19 protein-coding genes are annotated in these 21,717 nt (G+C 39.7%); 11 read left to right on the forward strand and 8 right to left on the reverse strand.

Features of this window, described 5'->3' with window-relative positions; genetic code table 11:
- Window positions 1–34: 34 nt before the first annotated feature.
- Entirely contained in the window at window positions 35–1,027 is a 993-nt protein-coding gene (gene mglB / locus NYR60_RS08560; RefSeq protein ID WP_279466729.1) for a galactose/glucose ABC transporter substrate-binding protein MglB, read from the reverse strand.
- A 251-nt stretch (window positions 1,028–1,278) separates the two neighbouring features.
- Window positions 1,279–2,397 carry a porin OmpA gene (ompA, locus tag NYR60_RS08565; RefSeq protein WP_279466731.1) on the reverse strand — a complete coding sequence of 373 codons (1,119 nt, stop codon included), beginning with the start codon at window positions 2,395–2,397 and terminating at the stop codon, window positions 1,279–1,281.
- A 313-nt stretch (window positions 2,398–2,710) separates the two neighbouring features.
- On the opposite strand from ompA, the gene ydiJ reads away from it, so the two are divergent.
- Window positions 2,711–5,800 carry a D-2-hydroxyglutarate dehydrogenase YdiJ gene (gene ydiJ, locus NYR60_RS08570; RefSeq protein ID WP_279466733.1) on the forward strand — a complete coding sequence of 1,030 codons (3,090 nt, stop codon included), beginning with the start codon at window positions 2,711–2,713 and terminating at the stop codon, window positions 5,798–5,800.
- 120 nt (window positions 5,801–5,920) lie between these two features.
- Entirely contained in the window at window positions 5,921–6,346 is a 426-nt protein-coding gene (locus tag NYR60_RS08575) for a hotdog fold thioesterase (RefSeq protein ID WP_005625263.1), read from the forward strand.
- An 83-nt stretch (window positions 6,347–6,429) separates the two neighbouring features.
- On the opposite strand, the gene NYR60_RS08580 is transcribed toward NYR60_RS08575, so the two are convergent.
- On the reverse strand, window positions 6,430–6,882 hold the full coding sequence (locus tag NYR60_RS08580) for a DMT family transporter (RefSeq protein WP_279466735.1): 453 nt from the start codon (window positions 6,880–6,882) through the stop codon (window positions 6,430–6,432).
- Window positions 6,882–7,322, reverse strand: coding sequence for a DMT family transporter (locus NYR60_RS08585; RefSeq protein WP_015674289.1), 441 nt, complete (start codon window positions 7,320–7,322; stop codon window positions 6,882–6,884). Before NYR60_RS08585 ends, NYR60_RS08580 begins: the two co-directional genes overlap by 1 nt.
- A 99-nt stretch (window positions 7,323–7,421) precedes the next feature.
- Here NYR60_RS08585 and NYR60_RS08590 point away from each other — a divergent pair, with 99 nt between their 5' ends.
- The gene (locus NYR60_RS08590; protein WP_279466736.1) at window positions 7,422–8,297 is read left to right on the forward strand and encodes a LysR substrate-binding domain-containing protein; all 876 of its coding nucleotides are present in this window, start codon (window positions 7,422–7,424) and stop codon (window positions 8,295–8,297) included.
- Between the two features lie 140 nt (window positions 8,298–8,437).
- Complete coding sequence (gene yidC / locus NYR60_RS08595; protein ID WP_279466737.1) at window positions 8,438–10,057, forward strand: membrane protein insertase YidC; 1,620 nt, start codon at window positions 8,438–8,440, stop codon at window positions 10,055–10,057.
- A gap of 149 nt (window positions 10,058–10,206) precedes the next feature.
- Here yidC and NYR60_RS08600 read toward each other — a convergent pair whose 3' ends face one another.
- Window positions 10,207–11,409, reverse strand: coding sequence for an aromatic amino acid transporter (locus tag NYR60_RS08600; protein ID WP_279466738.1), 1,203 nt, complete (start codon window positions 11,407–11,409; stop codon window positions 10,207–10,209).
- Between the two features lie 197 nt (window positions 11,410–11,606).
- Here NYR60_RS08600 and NYR60_RS08605 point away from each other — a divergent pair, with 197 nt between their 5' ends.
- Window positions 11,607–12,227 carry a MerR family transcriptional regulator gene (locus NYR60_RS08605; protein ID WP_279466739.1) on the forward strand — a complete coding sequence of 207 codons (621 nt, stop codon included), beginning with the start codon at window positions 11,607–11,609 and terminating at the stop codon, window positions 12,225–12,227.
- Window positions 12,228–12,317: 90 nt separating this feature from the next.
- On the opposite strand, the gene gshAB is transcribed toward NYR60_RS08605, so the two are convergent.
- The 3 genes from gshAB to NYR60_RS08620 form a co-directional block, all read right to left on the reverse strand.
- Window positions 12,318–14,591 carry a bifunctional glutamate--cysteine ligase GshA/glutathione synthetase GshB gene (gene gshAB / locus NYR60_RS08610; protein ID WP_279466741.1) on the reverse strand — a complete coding sequence of 758 codons (2,274 nt, stop codon included), beginning with the start codon at window positions 14,589–14,591 and terminating at the stop codon, window positions 12,318–12,320.
- Window positions 14,592–14,747: 156 nt separating this feature from the next.
- Window positions 14,748–15,641 (reverse strand): archaetidylserine decarboxylase, encoded by an 894-nt coding sequence (gene asd / locus NYR60_RS08615; RefSeq protein WP_279466743.1) that lies wholly within the window; start codon window positions 15,639–15,641, stop codon window positions 14,748–14,750.
- Between the two features lie 156 nt (window positions 15,642–15,797).
- Window positions 15,798–16,145, reverse strand: coding sequence for a ComEA family DNA-binding protein (locus NYR60_RS08620; protein ID WP_279467980.1), 348 nt, complete (start codon window positions 16,143–16,145; stop codon window positions 15,798–15,800).
- A 297-nt stretch (window positions 16,146–16,442) separates the two neighbouring features.
- Here NYR60_RS08620 and NYR60_RS08625 point away from each other — a divergent pair, with 297 nt between their 5' ends.
- The 6 genes from NYR60_RS08625 (at window position 16,443) to rpsG (ending at window position 21,696) form a co-directional block, all read left to right on the forward strand.
- Window positions 16,443–17,939: a LysM-like peptidoglycan-binding domain-containing protein gene (locus tag NYR60_RS08625; RefSeq protein WP_279466746.1), complete on the forward strand. Its 1,497-nt coding sequence runs from the start codon at window positions 16,443–16,445 to the stop codon at window positions 17,937–17,939.
- A 77-nt stretch (window positions 17,940–18,016) separates the two neighbouring features.
- On the forward strand, window positions 18,017–18,439 hold the full coding sequence (locus NYR60_RS08630) for a GlcNAc transferase (protein ID WP_279466747.1): 423 nt from the start codon (window positions 18,017–18,019) through the stop codon (window positions 18,437–18,439).
- Window positions 18,440–18,519: 80 nt separating this feature from the next.
- Complete coding sequence (waaF, locus tag NYR60_RS08635) at window positions 18,520–19,557, forward strand: lipopolysaccharide heptosyltransferase II (protein WP_279466748.1); 1,038 nt, start codon at window positions 18,520–18,522, stop codon at window positions 19,555–19,557.
- Between the two features lie 75 nt (window positions 19,558–19,632).
- Window positions 19,633–20,592 (forward strand): lipopolysaccharide heptosyltransferase RfaC, encoded by a 960-nt coding sequence (rfaC, locus tag NYR60_RS08640; protein ID WP_279466750.1) that lies wholly within the window; start codon window positions 19,633–19,635, stop codon window positions 20,590–20,592.
- A gap of 123 nt (window positions 20,593–20,715) precedes the next feature.
- The gene (gene rpsL, locus NYR60_RS08645) at window positions 20,716–21,090 is read left to right on the forward strand and encodes a 30S ribosomal protein S12 (protein ID WP_005543325.1); all 375 of its coding nucleotides are present in this window, start codon (window positions 20,716–20,718) and stop codon (window positions 21,088–21,090) included.
- A gap of 135 nt (window positions 21,091–21,225) precedes the next feature.
- The gene (gene rpsG, locus NYR60_RS08650; protein WP_015674362.1) at window positions 21,226–21,696 is read left to right on the forward strand and encodes a 30S ribosomal protein S7; all 471 of its coding nucleotides are present in this window, start codon (window positions 21,226–21,228) and stop codon (window positions 21,694–21,696) included.
- Window positions 21,697–21,717: the final 21 nt, after the last annotated feature.

The raw sequence follows: 21,717 nt of genomic DNA on the forward strand, positions 1-21,717 counted from the left end.
GCACGAGTAGCCTGCTCGTGCCTGATCGAGTTACTTATTTTAAGAATTTATCTAAATTATCTTTATCTACGCCAACATAAGGAATACGTACGACACGTTCCTCAATTTTCCAGTTTGTACCTTCGTTAGCAGCCTTACCGTCTGCAAGGTTTGCGGCTAATTGCACCACAGCTTGACCTTGACCAGCTGCATCGTTAAGTACTGTACCAGCTAATTCACCTTTTTTAATTAGCTGTAATGCTTCAGGTAATGCGTCCACACCAAAGATTGGTAATTTACGACCATGTGCTTTAGTTGCTTCTAATGCACCTAATGCCATACCGTCGTTATTTGAGATAATCATTTCAATATCTTTGGCTTTACCGCTTGATAACCAAGCATCCACTTTATCTTTTGCTTGTGCTGCATCCCACAATGCCGCATCCATAAAGATTTGTTCGCTTTGGATACCTTGTGATGCTAAACCTTCTACTACGTATTTAGTACGAGCTTCCGCATCAGGGTGACCCGGTTCGCCTTTTAATAACGCATATTGTACTTTACCGTCTTTATTTAAATCTAATGCCGGATTTGCTTTCCATTGTTTTGCAATTAAGTCGCCTTGGATTAAACCGGATTCTTTCGGATCAGTACCTACGTAATAGGCCTTGTCATAGCTTGCAATCGCTTTTGCTCCCGGGTCTTTATTAAAGAATACGATTGGTAAATCTTCACCTTTTGCTTTGTCGATAATAGTTTTTGATGCTGAAGGGTCAACTAAGTTAATTGCTAATGCTTTTACGCCTTTAGAGAGTAATACGTCAACTTGGTCATTTTGAATAGATTGGGTATTTTGTGAGTCATTCATTAATAACTTCACATCTTTTAATTGGTTTGCTTCTTTATCGATTTCTTTACGCATTAACGCCATAAAGTTATCGTCATATTTATAGATAGTCACACCAATACGTGTTTCAGCTTGCGCTGTACTGATACCTGCACCTAACGCAATCGCTAATGCTAACGTGCTTAATACGGTTTTTTTCATAGAATTGCCCTCGTTATCGAAATGATTAGAGATTCACTTAAAATAAGTGATTTCATAATAAGGATACAAAATTTCTTAATAAAATACTGTGATCGTTTTCACAATTCTGAAAAAATGAAGTGAATAAATCAAAAGAAATAAAGTAATTATGGAATTTTGCTTCGAATGGAGAAAGGGATATAAAAAAGCCGAACACTATAAAAATAGCGTTCGGCTTTCTTTTAGATCATAAAGTTCTAAAACTGACTATATTACATAGTTACGTTTTTAGCACCTTGTACTTGAACTTCAACACGACGGTCAGGTGCTAAGCAAGCGATTAATGCTTTACGACCTTTAACTGCGTCACATGTAGCACCAGTTACAGGGTTTGCTTCGCCGTAACCTACTGCAGTTACGTTAGCCGCGTTTTGACCTTTAGACACTAAGTAGTTAGCTACTGTTTCTGCACGACGTTGTGAAAGTTTTAAGTTTGAAGCTTCTTTACCGATACGGTCTGTATAACCGTTAACTTGGATAGCTGGAGTTGCTAAGCCTAAGTTAGCGATTTCAGTGTTAGCTGCATCTAAAGCTGTTGCTGCAGCAGGTTTTAAGCTTGATTTACCAAAATCAAATAAAACGTCTGAACTGAATGCGAAGTTTTTAGTTACCATTTCAGGCGCTGCTGCAACTGGAGCTGCACCTTGACCGAAACGATAGCTTAAACCTGCAGATACAGAGTGGATATCTGGGCTATATTGGTAGTTAGTACCTGGAAGATCTGTTGTTTTACGAACAGCTTTATCTAAGTTACCAACACGGTTTAAGTATTGGTATTCAACACGTGCTGCTAATTCAGGCGTGATTGCATACTCAAGACCTGCACCTAATAATAGAGATGGTTTTAAGTTGTGTGCTTTGATACGAGAATCTTTAGCTACATTTTGTTGTACATAGTAGTCGCTACGTACTAAAGCCACACCAGCTTTACCGTAAACATCTAAGTTTGGAGCAACTTCGTAGCTTGGTTTTAATGAAAGATGTGCACCGTGAGCAGAGTGTTTTGCAGCACGTTTATCTTTATTTTCGCCTGCAAAAGTTGTGTTACCACGTACACGACCAAAATAGTCGTAGCCTAATTCAGCGGCTAAACCAAAATTATTTTGGTTTAAAATTTGGTAACCACCGAATACACCGTAAGTTACTGAGTTACGGTTGATACCATAGCCATTACCATTATTGTCTTTCGCATCAAATTGGGTTAAACCGTCATGGAATGATGCCCAACCTGCTTTTGCACCTGCGTAGAAAGTGTTTTCTTGTGGAGCTGCTTGAGCTACTGAAGCTAATGCTAAGCCAGATACTGCTAATGCAATTACTGTTTTTTTCATTTTGATGATCCTCTGATTGCCATCGGTTAAATTTAAATTACTTTAATATCACTTACACTAAAGTATTGTTCTATTCCTTATAGTCATTGATAAAGAGATATGAATATAAGCAAGAATGGTTGATATTATCTAGGTTAGAAATGATAAAATCAAGCTCCATATTTATACAAAAACCATCATATTGTTTGTTTTTTAATCTTAAATATAATATGTATGATATAAATTTTCATTTTTAGCTTTCATTTTCAACTCTTGCTAAATATTGATAATATCGTTAGATGTGAATTTACTTACTTTCTAAGAACAATTAAATATGCTACCACAACTCTCAAAAATCCCTGATTTGAATCCAACGGTTATTCATTTTCTGGCGGAACTCAAACAACAACATTTTAGCGGTGATATTGCTTCTAATTATGCTGATCGCCTTTCTTTAGCCACCGATAACAGCGTTTATCAACAGTTACCTCAAGCGATTTTATTTCCTAAATCGGTTTCGGATGTGGTGATTTTAACGAAATTGGCACAACGTCCGCATTTTCAACATCTCACTTTTACCCCTCGTGGCGGTGGTACCGGCACGAACGGGCAATCGTTGAATAACAATATTATTGTTGATCTCTCTCGCCATCTGAATCAAATTCTCGAATTAAATGTAGAAGAACGTTGGGTGCGGGTGCAAGCTGGTGTGGTTAAAGATCAACTTAACCAATTTCTAAAACCGCACGGTTTATTTTTCTCTCCGGAGCTCTCCACCAGTAACCGTGCAACACTGGGTGGTATGATCAATACGGATGCTTCCGGGCAAGGTTCACTGCAATATGGTAAAACCTCCGATCATATTTTAGAGATCAAATCGGTATTGATGAACGGCGAAGTGTTGGAAACACAAGCGGTCAAATCTGACAATTTTTTTGCAGAAATTGACCGCTTAGGCTTAACTGCTACTGGTAAACAGCTCCACCGTGAAATTTTTAGCCGTTGTCGTGAGTTACGTCCGACCGTTCTTGCCGAGTTGCCGCAACTCAATCGCTTTTTAACCGGCTACGATTTAAAAAATGTATTTAATGCAGACGAGAGCGAATTCAATCTGACTCGTATTTTAACCGGCTCGGAAGGTTCGCTTGCTTTTATTTGTGAGGCGAAGCTCAATTTATTGCCGCTGCCGAAATTCCGTACCTTAATTAACATTAAATATAATTCGTTTGATGCGGCATTGCGTTCTGCGCCGTTTATGCTGAAAGCCAATGCACTGTCGGTTGAAACGGTCGATTCTAAAGTGCTGAATTTGGCGAAACAGGACATTATTTGGCATTCGGTGTCCGATTTATTAACTGAAGATCCGAATAACCCGATTCTTGGCATTAATATTGTGGAATATGCCGGCAGCGATCAGACACTAATAGAACAACAAGTCGCAGACCTCATTAAAGCGTTAGATAAAAAACTGGCGGATTCAACCAATGGTATTATTGGCTATCAAATTTGCAACGATATTGCCTCGATCGAAAAAATTTATGCAATGCGTAAAAAAGCGGTTGGCCTATTGGGAAATGCTAAAGGTTGGGCGAAGCCGATTGCGTTTGTGGAAGATACTTGCGTTCCCCCTGAAAATCTTGCCGATTACATCGCTGAGTTCCGCCAATTATTAGATGATCACGGTTTGGAATACGGTATGTTCGGTCACGTAGATGCCGGTGTGCTGCACGTTCGCCCCGCATTAGATTTAACCGACCGTACGCAAGTGCAAAAATTTAAAGCGATTTCCGATCAAGTGGTCGAGCTTACCGCAAAATATGGCGGTTTGATTTGGGGTGAACACGGTAAGGGTATGCGTTCGGTGTATGGCGAGAAATTCTTTGGCGAAACATTATGGCGAGAATTACGTTATATCAAACAGTTGTTTGATCCGCAAAACCGCTTGAATCCGGGTAAAATCTGTACACCGTTGGAAAGCAATGCGGCACTTTACCCGATCGACTCGTCAATGCGTGCCGATTTTGATCGCCAAATTCCAATTCAAGTGCGTGAAGAATTTAAAGGGGCGATGAACTGTAACGGCAACGGGCTGTGCTTTAACTTTGATGTACATAGTACGATGTGTCCGTCAATGAAAGTATCAGGCAATCGCCTTTATTCACCGAAAGGGCGTGCGACTTTGATTCGAGAATGGCTCAGATTGCTTGCTGAACAAAACGTATCACCGGACGATTTGATCTTCAAACCGGGTAAACAAGCGGTCAAATTAACCGATTTTGTGGCAAAAATTCGCAATACGCTGAATAAACAGAAAGAATACGATTTTTCGCACGAAGTAAAAGCGGCAATGGATACTTGCCTTGCTTGTAAAGCCTGTGCCAGCCAATGTCCGATCAAAATTGACGTACCGACATTTAGATCGCAGTTTAATGAGCTGTACCATAGCCGTTATTTGCGTCCGGCAAAAGATTATCTGGTTTCCAATCTTGAATTTGTTGCACCGATGATGGCGAAAGCACCAAAGTTTTTTAACTTTTTCAGTCGCTCAAAATTAGCGGAAACGCTGGCGAACAAAACGATCGGCATGACTTATTTACCGGCACTTTCTGTACCGAATTTACAACAACAGTTGGTAGAAATCGGCTATCAGGGCGTGACCTTAGAGGCTTTAGAATCACAAGCAAGCGGTCAAAAATCAGCGGAATTTTGCAAAACCGTACTGGTGGTGCAAGACCCGTTCACTTCGTTCTATGATGCAAAAGTGGTGGCGGATTTTGTTCGATTGCTACAAAAACTCGGTTTTCGTCCGGTCGTGTTACCGTTTAAACCGAGCGGTAAGGCACAACATATCAAGGGGTTTTTAAGCAAGTTTGCTAAAACTGCACGCAATCAGGCGGAATTTCTCAACCGTGTTGCTCAACTCGGCTTACCGATGGTGGCGGTTGATCCTGCTCTGACCTTAGTTTACCGTGACGAATATCGTGATATCTTAAAAGCAGTACGTGGCGATTTCAAAGTGCAACTGGCTCACGAATGGCTACGAGATGTGATTCAAGCTGGTGAACTGGAGCATTGCAAAAAATCAGTAAATTCCGACCGCTTGAGCTGGCATTTATTTGCACACTGTACCGAAGCGACCGAATTGCCGAATGCACCGAAAGAGTGGCAAGCGATTTTTGCCCATTTCGGTGAACAGTTGGTGAATGAAAATGTCGGTTGTTGCGGTATGGCGGGTACATTTGGACATGAAACCAAGCACCTTGAAATGTCGACGGCGATTTATCAGCAATCGTGGCAAATTAAATTGAAAAATAAACCGCTTGAGCGTTGCTTAGCGACCGGCTATTCCTGCCGTTCGCAAGTAAAACGTTTTGAGCATTATTCGGTTAAACACCCGATTCAGGCATTGCTTGAGGTGGTGTAGTACTCCCTAACCCCTCTTTACTAAAGAGGGGGATCTATATTGAAGGCAATAGAGATCGCGACTTTTTATTCATATCTTCTTTTATAAAGAAGACTAAAGATTTTTCATAAAGGAAACATAATGACTATTTGGAAGCAAACTGCAACTTGTGAACAATTAAACGCACTTAGCCAAAAATCGGCGGTAGCGCATTTAGGTATCGAATTTACCGCAATCGGTGAAGATTGGATTGAAGCACAGCTTATGGTGGACGAACGTACTCAACAACCGTTTGGTGTATTGCACGGCGGCGTGTCGGCGGCTTTAGCGGAAACTACTGCCAATGCCGGTGCGTTAATGGTGTGTGAATCGCATCAAATTGCGGTCGGAATGGAATTAAATATCAGCCATTTAAAATCAGTGCCGGCAGGTACAAAAGCGATTGCCCGTGCCAATCCGCTTAAATTAGGACGTGAAGTGCAGGTGTGGAATATCGAGATTAAAGACGAACAAGGCAATCTGTGTGCGGTGGCTCGTCTTTCGACTAAAACCTTAGATAAACGTTAGTTTCTTATCAACGACAAGCGGTCAAATTCTCCGAAAATTTTGCAAAAAATCTGGAAAATTTGCCCGCTTGTTCATTTAGGCATTTATTCAGCCGTTTGTCGGTTACTTTGGTAGATAAAATAGAGTGCAATACCTAGACAAATCACCGCTAATAGACGAGGGATTGAAAACGCAATCGCTTCATTATGAAACCAACCGAAGGTATCAATCAGTAAGCTCATTGCTAATTGCCCGAAAATCACGGCGACCGTTGCCACAGCCGTGCCGATTTTACCCACCGCAAGTACCATAATCACGATATAAGGTACACCAAGCAATGCACCCATAAGTTGCCATTTTGGCACGTCAAATAGGGTTAATTCGTGCTTTGGTTCAAAGAAAAACACCAATAAACCGGTCACTAAGGCGCCAATAGAAAAGGTTAAAAACGCACATTTAAATACGCCTACTTGTTCGCCTAATTTGCCGTTTACGCTTGCTTGAATGGCTAATGCAACACCACCAAGTAAGGCTAAACATAACATCACAAAAACCATTACATCTCTCCCCAAATAATAAAGCCCAACGCTAACACGATAAAACCGAGTGCAATTAAACGGTGTTTATTGATCTTATGATGTTGTGATCCGAATAACGCAAAATGGTCATTTAATAAACTTTGAAAAATTTGTCCGACCAAGACACCAATCATGGTCATTGCTACACCAATTACCGGTGTTGCAAGCGTTAAGATCACCACATAAACCGGCCCTAGGATACCGCCGGTTAATTGCCAACCGGGTAGTGAAAAATAAGACGGCGTATTGCGTGGCGAGAAAAATAACATCAGTAAAAAGGTTAAACAGGCTCCGACACCAAAAATACTCAAAGTTGCCCAAAGTTTGCCGACTTGTTGCCCTAATGGCCCAAGTAAACCGGCTTCCACTGATAATCCGGCACCGGCAAGAATGGTCGCTAAAATTAAAATGATTTGCATAATATTCTCAGTTGATAAAAAAGAGAGCATTATATTTGTACAAATTACCTTATCAATAGGTAAAATATGGCAATACTATCCATAAAACGGAATAATCAAATGAATCATATTCAAGCAATGCGAGCTTTTGTACGAGTAGTTGAAAGCCTTTCTTTCCATAAATCCGCCGAACAACTTGGGATTCCTCGTTCTACATTAAGCAAATGGATCAGCGATTTAGAGCAGCATTATACGGTGAAATTGTTGCATCGTTCGACCAGAACCGTGATGCCTACTGCTGAGGGGCAAGCGTATTATTTACAAGCGGTCCGATTATTAGCGGAATTTGACGAGTTAGAGCAGCAGATGCACGATAAGCATTGTTTGGTGCAAGGGCATTTACGGGTGGATATGCCGATGTTGTTTGCCGAGCAACTGTTTATTCCTAAATTACCTGATTTTTATCAGCGTTATCCGCAAATTAAACTGACATTAGGCATTAGCGATCGGGCGGTAAATATCGCTCAAGACGGGGTGGATTGTGTGATTCGGATTGGTGAAGTTCATGATCAAACATTGATCGGACGAAAATTTACCGATTTTGACTTTGTCACTTGTGCTTCACCGGCCTATCTAGCCGAATATGGAGTACCACAAACACCGAGTGAATTGGAAGATCATCGCCTAATCGGGTATTTTTCCGATATAAACGGCACGCGACCTTTATGTTTTCCGCAAATGGAAATAAATCAATTTCACTATTCAGCAAATGGAGCGAACGGGATTGTCGCAATGTTAAAAGCTGGTTTGGGTATCGGACAACCGTTACGTGCTTTGGTACAAACTTGGCTGGATAACGGTGAATTGGTTGAAATTTTAACCGATTACCCACGCCCGAGTTTGCCGGCTTATTTATTGACGCACGAACGTAAACAAAGTGCAAGATTACATGCATTTAGCGATTGGGTATGGGAACAGTTTGCTCATTCGTCATAAGCGGTCGACTTTGATCAACTTTTTACAAAATTCTTGCTAAATCCGACCGCTATTCGCAAAAGGCGGTTGGATCTAGTGCCAACCTATTATAAAATGCCTTTCTTTTTATCCATTTCATTCCTAACCAAGAGAATTTTCAAATGAATTCAAACCGTAGTTTATTGGTACTAGGGCTGTTATTGGTGTCTTTCCTCGTGTTCACTCAGTGGAAACAGGATTTTGACCCTGAAATTCAGGCGCAAAAACAGGCTCAACAGCAGGCTCAACAACAATCAGATGTTCCGGCAGCATCAAATTCAGCAACGACTATTGCAGATAGTGCGACAAAAGGTAAAACAATCACCATTCAAAGTGATGTATTACGTTTAACTATCGACACTTTAGGCGGTGATGTTATTGCTTCGGATTTACTTGCTCATCAAGCAGAATTAAATTCAGCAACACCGTTTAAATTATTAAAAACGGATGGTACGACTTATGTCGCTCAAAGTGGCTTAGTTGGTAAAAACGGAATTGATACCAATGCCGGTCGTCCTCAATATCAAGTAGCACAAGATTCATTCGTATTAGCTGACGGTCAAAATGAAATCAGCGTGCCGATGACGTTTGAAAAGGACGGCGTGCTTTACACGAAAACATTCGTATTAAAACGTGGTAGCTATGATGTGGCGGTTAACTTTAATGTTAAAAACCAAACATCAGCAGCCGTTGAAGTTCAACCTTATGGTCAAATTAAACATACTTTAGTTGAAAGCTCAGGCAGCTTAACTATGCCGACTTATACCGGCGGTGCGTATTCTTCATCGGAAACCAACTATAAAAAATATAGTTTTGATGAGATGGCAAAAGCGAACTTAGACATCAACACTAAAGCAGGTTGGGTTGCATTATTACAACACTACTTCGTTTCTGCGTGGGTTCCTAACCAAGATGCGGAGAATACGCTTTATTCACGTACTAATAATGGTATCGCAACCATCGGTTATCGTGGTCCGGTAACAAATGTTGCACCGAATAGCGAAGCAACAATTACTAGCCAATTATGGACTGGTCCAAAAGATCAAAAAGAGATGGAAGCAACCGCAGCAAACCTTGATTTAACCGTAGATTACGGTTGGGCGTGGTTTATTGCGAAACCGTTATTTGCATTACTCACTTTCATTCAAAGCATTGTGAGCAACTGGGGCTTAGCAATTATTGGTGTAACGATTGTTGTAAAAACCATTCTTTACCCATTAACAAAAGCACAATACACCTCAATGGCAAAAATGCGTATGTTACAGCCGAAAATTACGGAAATGCGTGAGCGTTTCGGTGATGATCGCCAACGTATGAGCCAAGAGATGATGAAACTTTATAAAGAAGAGAAAGTAAACCCAATGGGTGGTTGTTTACCGATTCTTATCCAAATGCCGATTTTTATCGCATTATATTGGACCTTTATGGAAGCGGTAGAATTACGTCACGCACCATTCTTCGGCTGGATTCAAGACTTATCAGCACAAGACCCATACTACATTTTCCCACTCTTAATGGGTGCGTCAATGTTCTTGCTACAGAAAATGTCGCCAAGTCCGGTGACTGACCCTGTACAACAAAAAGTGATGACGTTTATGCCGGTAATATTTACCGTATTCTTCTTATGGTTCCCATCAGGCTTAGTGCTTTACTGGTTAACCTCAAACATTATTACGATCGTTCAACAATGGTTAATCTATCGTAATCTTGAGAAGAAAGGTTTACATTCTCGTCATAAATAAGTGATAAGTCTAAGATAGTAAAAGGGGCAACAAATGTTGCCCCTTATTTTTTGGTTTATGATTTAACCACAGAAAACATAGACTGTACGGAATATGTTTCGTAATAATGAGTTCCTGTATAATCGGTATATTCCGTGGTTAGAAATAATTTAGCCTTTAAACATTGGTAACATTTCGTACATTGAAAGGAAATGGAACACGGCAGTACATACACCAAATAAAAATACCAACCCAATCATGAGTAGATTACCTTTTTTCGCTTTATAAGCTAATAACGCCGGAATCATACAAGTCCAAAGGGTTGCTACCGCACCAGCATATCCAATTGCTTTTAAAAAACCGAGTGGAGAAAGTAACGAGAAGATAAGCGGAGGTAAGAAGGTTACTGCCCATGCTTTTGTTCTGCCTGATTTACTCTCATCAAATTTAAAGAAATCCGCTAAGAAATCAAATGTGCCTAATCCAACTCCGATAAAAGACGACAGAATTGCTGCCATAGAAAACGCATTAATCGCTTGTTTCACATATGGAGATTGCACCACTTCACCAATCGTATTGAGTAATACGTCCAAATCACCGTTACTTGCAATAACTGGTGCAAATTGCATACGTGGTAAATTACCAAAAATGCTGATTACCCAAAGTAAATAAAGTACTAAAGCAATGAGTGTTCCGCCAGCAATGGCATATTTGGCTTTTTTTACTTCACCATAATAGGCACGCATTGAAGATACTGAGTGATGGTAGCCAAAAGAGGTTAACGCAATCGGCAACATCGCTAACGCATATTTGGCGTATTCACCGCTATCGTTTTGCTGATCGAATAAGATAGTGCTATCAATATGGCTGACTAATCCCGAAATACTGAATGTAAACGACAATGCCATAAAAATAATTAATAACACTGAAATACGATCAACTAGTCGAGTAGAGTGCCATACAAAGAATGAGAAAATCAGTACGAATAGTGTAGACCAAATACGAGATCCAAATTCACCGAAATCAATTGCTGACTTGGTTAGGTTTTCTAAAATTCCACCAGAAGCAGTGGTATAAGCATAAAGTAAAATGCCACCGACAAAATAAACTGCTACATTATTTAATACGTTAATCTTATTACCTAATAGGTCTTTAGTAACGGTATTGAAAGATGCACGCAAATCATAGTCTTTATAGACATCAAGAAGTAGCCAACCTGAAAACGTCATCACAAGCATAGTAAAAGCTAAAGCAAGTATTGACCAAATCGTCCAAGCTCCAGCACCAGAAGTTGGAAGCCCAAGCATACCTGCTCCTACGCAAACGCCTGCGATAATACAAGCACCACCAAAAAGTGTCGGCTGTTTCTTCATAAATCATCCTATTGAAGTAGTACATTAAAGTGATAGTATTGTGCCATAAACTAACTTATTAAAAAATAGTTTTATAGCTAAAAGTTGTATTCTATATTATAGAACATCATTTTTATCTAAATAGTGAATACTAAAACTTTACGCTTTTGAATAGATTGTCTAAAATAGATCCAAAATTAGATCTAAAGGAACTTATTATGTTGAAGATGAATGATCTTTCCAAATTAACCAATACACCTAAATCAACCATTCTTTATTACATTAAAGAGGGATTGTTACCGGAACCTTTGAAAGATAAACCGAACTTTCATTTATATGATGAAAGTAATATTCAATTAATTGAATTTATCAAATATCTTCAAACGAATTTCAATGCCAGTATTTCTCAGATTAAAAGTGTATTTGCTCAACCAGATTTTGAGCTGAATAACCCTTATAAAAGTTTAATGGGATCACTCGATATTTTAAATGGTATGGAAGATGCTCATTTACTGGCAAGTGAGATTTGTTCGGAGTTTGGTATTACAGAAGTTGAACTGGATGAATTTGTGGAAATGGGCTTAATGAATCCAACGAATGGAAAGTTTAGTGAGAAAGATCGTGATATGTTGGCAATTTTGAGCCGTTGTGATGCTCAGGAATTTCAATTATTAGAAAGCTATGCAGAAGTCGCAAAAAATTTGGCTCGTCAAGAAATGGCAATCGGTGGAGAAATTCTGATGCAAGAAGCAGAGCAAGAAGAACGTTTGAAACACTTTTTCAATATTTTATTGCTATTAAAGCCGTATATCTTAAACTCTCAATTAGTAAAGTATTAACTTTTACTTTTCACTATTTAGTGATGTTTTTCATATTACAAGCGGTCAAATTCGCAAAATTTTCTGCAAATTTGACCGCTTGATTTTTGATTAAGGCAGTTCAGGGAACAGCATTTTTAACACCGCTTTGGTTAAGCGACGAGATTTTCCTTGGTAAGGGAAAATATGCATCATCATCATCGGATTAAAGTTTGCTTCAATAACCCCCCATGAACGTAGAGACGGTTCAGCAGCTTTAGTTAAATCTGGAATGATTAAATCCACACCGCAGACTTTTGCCCCCATTGCTTTAGCAATACCGACAGCTAATTGTTTATAGCTGTCGTGCATTTGATCGGTCATATCGATTGAATCACCACCGGTACTAATATTAGAGTTGGCACGTAATTGTACGATTTGTCCTTCAGCTGGAATTGAATCAGGCGTTAAACCTTGCTCTTTGAGTTGAAGCAATTCAATGTCACTGAGGGCGATTTTTTTCAATGGCGAACGAGAGCCGTCTCCTCGTAGCGGATCGCTGTTTTTCGCTTCCACTAATTCACGCACTGTATGCGTACCATCACCTTTTACATTTGCCGGTACACGTAACAATACCGCTAGTGTTTCATCTCCTAACACAAAGAAACGATATTCAGTGCCGACTAAATAGTCTTCCACCATTACTTCTTTATCTTCACGGAAGGCAATTTCAATCGCTTTGGCAAAATCGGCTTTATCCGTCACGCCTTGTTGGAAAATCGTAATGCCCAAACCGTAATTGGTCGATTTCGGCTTAATCACCACCGCTTTACCTTCAAATAACGGATAGTGCGCCACTGCCTGTTCTACCGAGGTAAATTCAACGCTTTTCGGCACATTAAAACCGGCTTTTGCTAACACTTTTTTGGTCACAACTTTATTTTCCATAATTAATGGAGAAATATACTGATCGTGACTGGTCATATTGCCGTTTTTCACATATTCAAGGTGATCACCGAATTTGAGTGCGAGGAACTGATCGTTTTCATCCAGCAATTCGATCTGCAATCCTTGTTGGATCGCATCAAATAATAAAGCCTGTGTAGAAAGCTCCATATTATCGAAAGCGGAAATCGCATAAAAACGATCGAATGCTTGTGCTTTATATTGTTGTGCAAGTTTTGCACCGAGTGCTTTATAATTGCCGGCTTGTTCAATTGCAGATAATAAACGACCGTTTACTGTTTGGCTCGGATCGGCAAATTGTGCCAGTTTTTGTTGTAATAAATCTTTCTCGCGTTGTGGCGCTGAAAGATCTTCTAACATTGCCAGCATTAGGTTAAGAATAGCTTCACCCTCTGCTTGGAACGCAGTATGTGAGCGAGGATCTTCTAATGCAACTTGGTATAGTTTTTGTGTGCCAATTTCAACTTCTTTTTGACCGCTTGTTTCATCTATCCATAGCATAGCGAGTAAGAATAGATGAATAAATTTGGCATCGGCGAGCTCGATACCGTAAGGCGAGAACGGGTTGAGATCAAATAAACGGAATTCCGCATATTTAACCCCTTTCTCAAGCAATTCGCGTGCTTTTTTCGCACCACGTAAACGAACGTTTGAATAGAATTCTTTTTCTGCCAATAAATCACCAGTTGCAACAAAATGTTCTAAGGATTCGACATATTGTTGCAAGCTGTCGTGATTGATCACAATATGTGGTGCATTTACATAACCATAAGGGCCAGAACGTAAACTACGTACTAATTGCCCCTCTGCAAGAGGTGAATTTTTACCGAAATATTGCGATTCTACGGTTGGCGTTGCCGCAAGCAAATAGACCAGAATCCATTGATAACGTAAAAAGTTATTGGCTAATTTCATATATAATGCATTACGGAACGCAATTTTATCGTTGTATTCTGTTTGTAATGCAAATGCACTCTCGACAAACTCGTCAGAAATTTGGAAATTGTAGTGAATACCGCTTACCATCTGTTTGTATTTGCCATAAATCGCAGAAAGGTGTTCACGATATTTCACGTCCCATTCGTTATCTAATTGTGCTTCTTTGATCTCGGATTCCGGTGGTAAACCGGCAGGCATACTGAATGGGAAAATATATTCATCGTTAGGCAACGAGCGTAACGTTACCTCGTGAATAGCCGATAGCCAACGATATGTGTCTTCCAATTTATCGTTTGGCGGCGTGATTAATTCCAGTTGGCTTTCTGCGAAATCAGTTTGAATATATGGATGATAACTGCGATTACCAAAAACGGCTGGATGTGTAGTGGTAACAATATTTCCTTTATGATCAATACGTTGGCTTTCTTTCTCAATACCGAATTTGCCTTGTTGAAATAGTAAGCCAAGTTGATGTGTTTTAATAAGTTGTTGTAATTTCATTGTTTTCCCTTTCGCGATAAATGCGTTAGACGAAGTTTTGCTCCTAAAATAACATACTTTTTTGATTGGGTTTATAGCTGATTAGTAAGATAGTAGATGATTTGGTTATAAAAAAGCACGATGATTAGAATCGTGCTTCATTTATTTGGAATAGAATTATTTAATAATTTTCGCTAAACGTTCGCCCATTCGAGTTTCTACGCCAGCTTGTAGGTGTGCTGCTAATTCAACACAGTCTTTCGGGAAGAGATTAATCACGGTTGAACCTAAGCGGAAAGCACCCATTTCCTGACCTTTTTTCAGGTGTACGGCAGTTTCGCCGGTGGTCTCATAGTGATATACCACAACCTCTTTCGCACGAGGTGGATTAATCACGCCAGCCCAAACGGTACTCATACTTGCCGTAATAGTTGCACCGACAAGGATTTGTACCATCGGTCCAAATTCAGTTTCAAATTCACAGATAACGCGTTCGTTACGTGCAAATAAATTTGGTACGTGTTCAGCTAAGAACGGATTTACCGAGAATAATTCGCCCGGCACATAAATCATTTTAGTTAATGTCGCATCACACGGCATATGTACACGGTGATAATCACGCGGCGATAAATAAGTGGTAATAAAATGGCCGTCTTTAAATTTATTCGCCATGTCTTGATCATTTGCTAATAAAGTTTCAAGGGTGAAAAAATGACCTTTAGCTTGGAGTAAACGATCGTCTTCAATTTTACCTGATTCGCTCACTTTACCGTCTGCCGGTAAGCAAAGCGCTTGCGCGTCTTGGTTAATCGGACGAGCATTTTCTTTTAATGGACGAATAAAAAACTCATTAAAGGTTGCGTAGTCAGAGGCATTGCTTTTTTGTGCTTCCGATAAGTTCACATTATATTGTTTAGCAAATGCACGAATAATAAAGTGGGTCACGACACCCCATTTTTGTTCTGCCAGCCAACCCGCTAACTGCGTGACAGGTAATTGTGGGAAAATATACTGAAATGCGACTTTTACACGTTGCCAATAGGTAGGCATAGAGTATGGTTTTAAAGACATTAAATTGTATCCTTTTTGTTCAATTGCATAAATAGTGGCGAAGTATAACAGAAAGGAAAGTGAATTGCCTAATGTTATAAAGAATGCCGAACCGACATACGTGGAGATGATAGAGGAATTAGTTGTATGTTATTCGGTTCGGCAAATTTTAGTATGTTATTCTAATGTGATACGTTCACGATTTTTATCCAATGTTGCTTTACCGATACCGGATACTTCCGTGAGTTGTTCTATATTTACAAATGGGCCATTTTTCGTTCGATATTCGACAATAGCAAGTGCTTTTTTCTCTCCGATGCCAATCAGTTTGTCTTGAATTTCAGCCGAACTGGCAGTATTGATATTTACTTGATATTGATTAACGGCAGTATTTGTATGTTCTGTTGTCAGGTTTTGTATCACTGGCGTAGCTTCCATTGCCGTTGAATCGGTTTCAGCTATAACTGTATTCGTCGTAAATAAGCCTAGTAAGAAGCTAAAACTCATTTTTACAATTGTTCTCATAGCTACTTTTTCCATAGTACGTTTCTCCTTCTATTTAAGTTTAGTCGTTATTTTTTTACTTTACTTGAGTGGGTGGTCATAACACAATTTTTCAAATATATTTTTGCGATCTTGATCGAGAAATAAATAAAATTTGTTGTCATAAGCTCCTAGATATTGAGAGGAAATGGAACTTTTGTTGTAAAAATAGATGTATTTACTAGAAATTTTCCGAAAAAGCGTGTGCCGATCGAGTAGAAATACTTTAAAATATGAATAATTCATTTTGTTTTTATTCTAATTATTTGGATACTTTAAATGTCACATAACAATCTTCGTAAAGAGCCAACGTTTGGCGAGCCTTTAGAAATTAATAATCCCCCTCAGTCTGCAGAACAGGCTGCGGAAAAACTTAATTCGGAAACGACAAAAGTTATTAATAATCTTTCAGTATCATTACATTCAAACAAGGTGCCAGGCCATACATTCACTCCAATGATGAAACGTCCGGTAGATACAACGACTCCATTAAAATCAATCGAGGAAACTCAACAAGTGAAAACAGAAATCAATTCAACAGAATTAGTAAAGCAGCCATCTGTAGTGACTGAAAACACTGCAGAAGCCGAGTCTATAAAGCCTAAGTTGACGGCAGAACCTGAGCATATTAAATCAACGGCTAAAAGTGCTGGTTTTGCGTTCTCTCCGGTTACAGAAGCCGAAAATCTAGAAAAAAATGAATCGGTAAAAGAAGAAAAAACAGGAGCAGAGGAAAAACCTAAAATGAATACGAATGAGATGGAACGCGTAGTGCCTAGTTTAAATGCAACTAAGCCTGAAACTGTAGCGATAAAAGCAAAATCATCTTCTAAATATCAACGTTTAGGTTTAGTTGCTGCATTGGCGGCTATCTTAGCGGGCATCTTCTTTTGGTTAAAACCAAATGCACCCGAAACTGTGGAAGAATTGCAAGCTCAGCAAGGTGGCTCATTGCCGATTGAGTTCCGTCCGGTAGATGAAGAAGAAGCGAAACGTGCTGAAGCACAAGCTAAAGCCGAACAAGAAGCATTAGCTCAACAGCAGGCTCAAACCCAATCGGTAAATGGTGAAGTTGCAGCTACAGCTGTAACACCAGAACCATCTGCGACAACAGATATGGCTCAGAGTACGCCAACAACAGTATCGAGCGAGAATACATTGCCGGCAGTAAATGAGTCTACTATTCCTACAACGCAACCAGCTTCAAATACGGTTGTTGCTCCAGTTGTGAATAAGCCTGTTGTTAATAAACCGGTTGTTAATAAACCAGTTGTTCAGCCTCAAGTATCTAAACCTAAAACACAGGGCAGTGTTATTCATCAAGCTGAAACGAAAAAAGCTGAAATTAAGAAAGCTGAAGCTAAAGTAGAGAAAGTAAAAGCAATAACAGCTGATGAATTTAATGCGAAAAAAGCCAAAAATGCACAACTTGATCAGTTAGTAAAAAATGTAGAAACGGGTAAACCTGTTGTTACAGAAAAAGTGGTCGCAAAACCGGCAGAAAAACCAGCAGCTACAGTGGCTAGCAGCGGTGTGGTTGGTAGTAAAACTTTAACTGTGCCGAAAAGTACGTCTTTAATGCAAGTATTCCGTAATAACCAATTAAATATTTCGGATGTAAATGCAATGAGCAAAGTGAATAATGTCGTTAGTAACTTAAAAGTCGGTGAGCGCGTTACGGTTCGTTTAGATAAAAATAATCGTGTTGTAGAGATGAGTATCGGTTCTGGTGGGAAATTTACTCGTCAAGCCGATGGCAGTTATAGCTTTAAATAATGTTATATCAGTAGAGCAACGTGTGGTCGTTGCTCTTTTTTTCTCATTAGGTTGAGAAATAAAGGGGAGAGATTCAAATGGATTTAGCGAAAAAAAGCAAGCTGATTCTACCGATAAGTCTATTAATGCTTACTGCTTGTAAGCCTTTGGAAGCACCGATTGAACAGGTACAGAAAGCATTACCGTCTGAAAATACGAACGAGAAAATAAGTATCGTAAAAGGTCAAACGGCAACAGAGTTTATTTGTAAAGGCGATATTGCAATTAAAGTACAACGTTATCAACCTAAAAAAAATGACAATCCGAAGCCTAGGATATCTGGCACTCAGGCAATCTCGGTCACTTACGGGAATACCAAGCATACACTTTCACCGGTTGTGACGAAAAACGGTAATAAGTATAGTAATATTCGATGGATATGGTTTGAAGGATTGGACGGCATAGCCGTGCTTTCGGATAACAGCGGCAACGTGTTGGCAAGTGACTGTAAAGCTAAATAACAGTAAGCGGTTAAATTTACTTAGATTTTTGCAAGTTTCGAAGTAAAAATAACCGCTTGTTATTTTAGGGAAAAAGACTAATGAATATTTTAATTATTGGCCCGTCTTGGGTCGGCGATATGATGATGTCGCACGCACTGTATCAACAACTCAAAATTCAATATCCGAATTGCCAAATTGATGTGATGGCGCCGGATTGGTGTCGTCCGTTGCTCGCTCGAATGCCGGAAGTTCGAAAAGCGATTTCGATGCCGATCGGGCATGGTTCGTTCCGCCTGTGTGAGCGTTATCAATTAGGAAAATCGCTGCGAAATCAATATGATATGGCGATTGTTTTACCTAATTCGCTAAAATCAGCATTTATTCCACTTTTTGCCAAAATTGCGGTACGCCGAGGCTGGAAAGGCGAAAGTCGCTATTTCTTTTTAAATGATTTGCGTAATAACAAGCAAGATTACCCGATGATGGTACAGCGTTATGTTGTGCTGGCTTTTGATAAAAATGCCGTGTCGGATGCTAAAGCATTGCCAATGCCAGTCCCTTATTTACAAACGCAGACGGCTGAGATCACTGCAACCAAAGCGAAATTTGCCAAACAGTTTGAATATGCTGAACAGCGTCCGGCAATTGGTTTTTGCCCTGGGGCAGAATTTGGACCGGCAAAACGTTGGCCGCATTATCATTATGCTAAATTGGCGGAAATGTTGATCGAAAAAGGCTATTCGGTACATTTGTTTGGCTCAAATAAAGATAAAGAAGTCGGTGAACAAATTCGTGCAAGTCTAGCGGAGAATTTGCAGCGTTATTGTGTCAATTTAGCCGGGCAAACTGACTTGAATGAGGCAGTTGATTTAATTGCTGATTGTCGTGCGGTTGTTAGCAATGATTCCGGATTAATGCATATCGCAGCAGCACTTGGTAAACCGCTGGTGGCACTTTACGGACCAACTAGCCCACAATACACACCGCCACTTTCCGATAAAGCAGTGATTATTCGTTTAATTGAAGGCGGTTTGATTAAGATTCGTAAAGGCGAAGCCGCCGAAGGCTATCATCAGAGCCTGGTTGATATTGAGCCGAAAATGGTCATTGAGAAATTAGAGACACTATTAGGCTAATTGCAAGCGGTCATTTTTGGCAAAAATTTTGCAGATTTCGACCGCTTGTTCATATTCATCATGAAAGATAAAGAAATGAAAGTTTTAGTTGTAAAAACGTCCTCGATGGGGGACGTGATTCATACTTTGCCTGCGTTGACGGATGCTAAAAAAGCAATTCCAAATATTCAATTCGATTGGGTGGTGGAAGAAAATTTTAGTGAAATTCCGCATTGGCACTCGGCAGTAGATAAGGTTATCCCGCTAGCGATTCGTCGTTGGCGTAAGAACTTGTGTCAGCGTCAAACTTGGCTGGAATGGCAACATTACCTGAAACAACTTCGCTCTGAGGAATATGATGCGGTGATTGATGCACAAGGCTTAATTAAAAGTGCGGTATTAGTTACTAAGCAGGCAAAAGGAACAAAATACGGCTATGATAAATTTTCGGCACGAGAAGGGTTAAGTAGTCTGTTTTATGATCACAAGTTTAATATCACTTATCAGCAACACGCAGTAGAACGGATTCGTAAGTTATTTGCGATGTCACTGAATTACACGGTTCCTGAGAGATTGGGTGATTATGGAATTGTTTCGCATTTTGCAAAAAAATCTGAAAATTCAACCGCTTATCTGCTTGTGATTCATGCGACCACTCGGGCGGATAAACATTGGAAAGAAGACTATTGGCGAGAAGTGATTCGAGAGTTAAGCGTACAAGGTATTGAGGTACGTTTACCTTGGGGTAATCAACAAGAAAAAGAGCGAGCGATGCGTTTAGCGGAAGTGAATACCAATGTGACAGTATTACCGAGATTATCCCTAACTGAATTAGCTGAACAAATTGCCGGTGCTAAGGCTGTTTTATCGGTGGATACCGGTTTGAGCCATTTAGCTGCCGCATTAGATAAACAAAATGTGATTTTATATGGTGCAACTGATCCGAAATTAATCGGTGCTTACGGCAAAAATCAACATTATCTGACCGGAAACGGTATGGCAAATATTTTACCTTATCGTGTCTTGCAAACTTTAGAAATATTGATCACAGAATAATCAATTTATACTGTGTCGAATACTTGACTTTTAGTCTATATAACACTAGAATTTACCGTCCTTTCGTCTTTGAAAGGGTGTTTTTTTAATTTTATTTTTAATAATTTTAACTGGAGCTTTTAAATGGCAACTATCAACCAATTAGTACGCAAACCGCGTGTGAAAAAGGTTGTAAAAAGCAACGTTCCTGCATTAGAGGCTTGCCCGCAGAAACGTGGCGTGTGTACTCGTGTATACACTACTACACCTAAGAAACCGAACTCAGCATTACGTAAAGTGTGCCGTATTCGTTTAACAAATGGCTTTGAAGTAACTTCATACATCGGTGGTGAAGGTCATAACTTACAAGAACACAGTGTTGTATTAATCCGTGGTGGTCGTGTTAAAGACTTACCAGGTGTGCGTTATCACACTGTACGTGGTGCACTTGACTGTGCAGGCGTTAAAGACCGTAAACAAGGTCGTTCTAAATACGGCGTTAAACGTCCTAAAGCTTAATGGATCTCCGTTAAGTAAGGCCAAACGTCTAAATTAATCAAAAATTTAAACCATAAACTCCAGTCAATCGTGATGTGTTACACACACAATAGATGAGTTTTGGATTATCCTGAATATATAAACGGAGTATTTGCAATGCCACGTCGTCGTAGTGTTGAACCTCGCAAAATTCTTCCAGATCCGAAGTTCGGTTCAGAATTACTTGCAAAATTTATTAATGTTTTAATGGTAGATGGTAAAAAATCTACTGCAGAATCAATTATTTACGGTGCTTTAGAAACTTTAGCACAACGTACTGGTAAAGAAGCGTTAGAAGCTTTCGAAGCGGCGTTAGAAAACGTTCGCCCAACAGTAGAGGTTAAATCTCGTCGTGTTGGTGGTTCTACTTACCAAGTACCAGTTGAAGTTCGTCCAGCTCGTCGTAATGCATTAGCTATGCGTTGGATTGTTGAAGCAGCTCGTAAACGTGGTGACAAATCAATGGCATTACGTTTAGCTAACGAACTTTCAGATGCAGCAGATAACAAAGGTTCAGCTGTTAAGAAACGTGAAGACGTTCACCGTATGGCTGAAGCAAACAAAGCGTTTGCTCACTACCGTTGGTAATCGCTTAGCTTTATATCTTAA

The organism is Actinobacillus genomosp. 2 (genome assembly GCF_029773605.1).
GTDB lineage: Bacteria > Pseudomonadota > Gammaproteobacteria > Enterobacterales > Pasteurellaceae > Actinobacillus.

Bases quoted from the DNA above. Each gene is read 5' to 3' on its own strand.
- mglB (WP_279466729.1), bottom strand. From the start codon at position 1,027: ATGAAAAAAACCGTATTAAGCACGTTAGCATTAGCGATTGCGTTAGGT.
- ompA (WP_279466731.1), bottom strand. From the start codon at position 2,397: ATGAAAAAAACAGTAATTGCATTAGCAGTATCTGGCTTAGCATTAGCT.
- ydiJ (WP_279466733.1), top strand. From the start codon at position 2,711: ATGCTACCACAACTCTCAAAAATCCCTGATTTGAATCCAACGGTTATT.
- NYR60_RS08575 (WP_005625263.1), top strand. From the start codon at position 5,921: ATGACTATTTGGAAGCAAACTGCAACTTGTGAACAATTAAACGCACTT.
- NYR60_RS08580 (WP_279466735.1), bottom strand. From the start codon at position 6,882: ATGGTTTTTGTGATGTTATGTTTAGCCTTACTTGGTGGTGTTGCATTA.
- NYR60_RS08585 (WP_015674289.1), bottom strand. From the start codon at position 7,322: ATGCAAATCATTTTAATTTTAGCGACCATTCTTGCCGGTGCCGGATTA.
- NYR60_RS08590 (WP_279466736.1), top strand. From the start codon at position 7,422: ATGAATCATATTCAAGCAATGCGAGCTTTTGTACGAGTAGTTGAAAGC.
- yidC (WP_279466737.1), top strand. From the start codon at position 8,438: ATGAATTCAAACCGTAGTTTATTGGTACTAGGGCTGTTATTGGTGTCT.
- NYR60_RS08600 (WP_279466738.1), bottom strand. From the start codon at position 11,409: ATGAAGAAACAGCCGACACTTTTTGGTGGTGCTTGTATTATCGCAGGC.
- NYR60_RS08605 (WP_279466739.1), top strand. From the start codon at position 11,607: ATGTTGAAGATGAATGATCTTTCCAAATTAACCAATACACCTAAATCA.
- gshAB (WP_279466741.1), bottom strand. From the start codon at position 14,591: ATGAAATTACAACAACTTATTAAAACACATCAACTTGGCTTACTATTT.
- asd (WP_279466743.1), bottom strand. From the start codon at position 15,641: ATGTCTTTAAAACCATACTCTATGCCTACCTATTGGCAACGTGTAAAA.
- NYR60_RS08620 (WP_279467980.1), bottom strand. From the start codon at position 16,145: ATGAGAACAATTGTAAAAATGAGTTTTAGCTTCTTACTAGGCTTATTT.
- NYR60_RS08625 (WP_279466746.1), top strand. From the start codon at position 16,443: ATGTCACATAACAATCTTCGTAAAGAGCCAACGTTTGGCGAGCCTTTA.
- NYR60_RS08630 (WP_279466747.1), top strand. From the start codon at position 18,017: ATGGATTTAGCGAAAAAAAGCAAGCTGATTCTACCGATAAGTCTATTA.
- waaF (WP_279466748.1), top strand. From the start codon at position 18,520: ATGAATATTTTAATTATTGGCCCGTCTTGGGTCGGCGATATGATGATG.
- rfaC (WP_279466750.1), top strand. From the start codon at position 19,633: ATGAAAGTTTTAGTTGTAAAAACGTCCTCGATGGGGGACGTGATTCAT.
- rpsL (WP_005543325.1), top strand. From the start codon at position 20,716: ATGGCAACTATCAACCAATTAGTACGCAAACCGCGTGTGAAAAAGGTT.
- rpsG (WP_015674362.1), top strand. From the start codon at position 21,226: ATGCCACGTCGTCGTAGTGTTGAACCTCGCAAAATTCTTCCAGATCCG.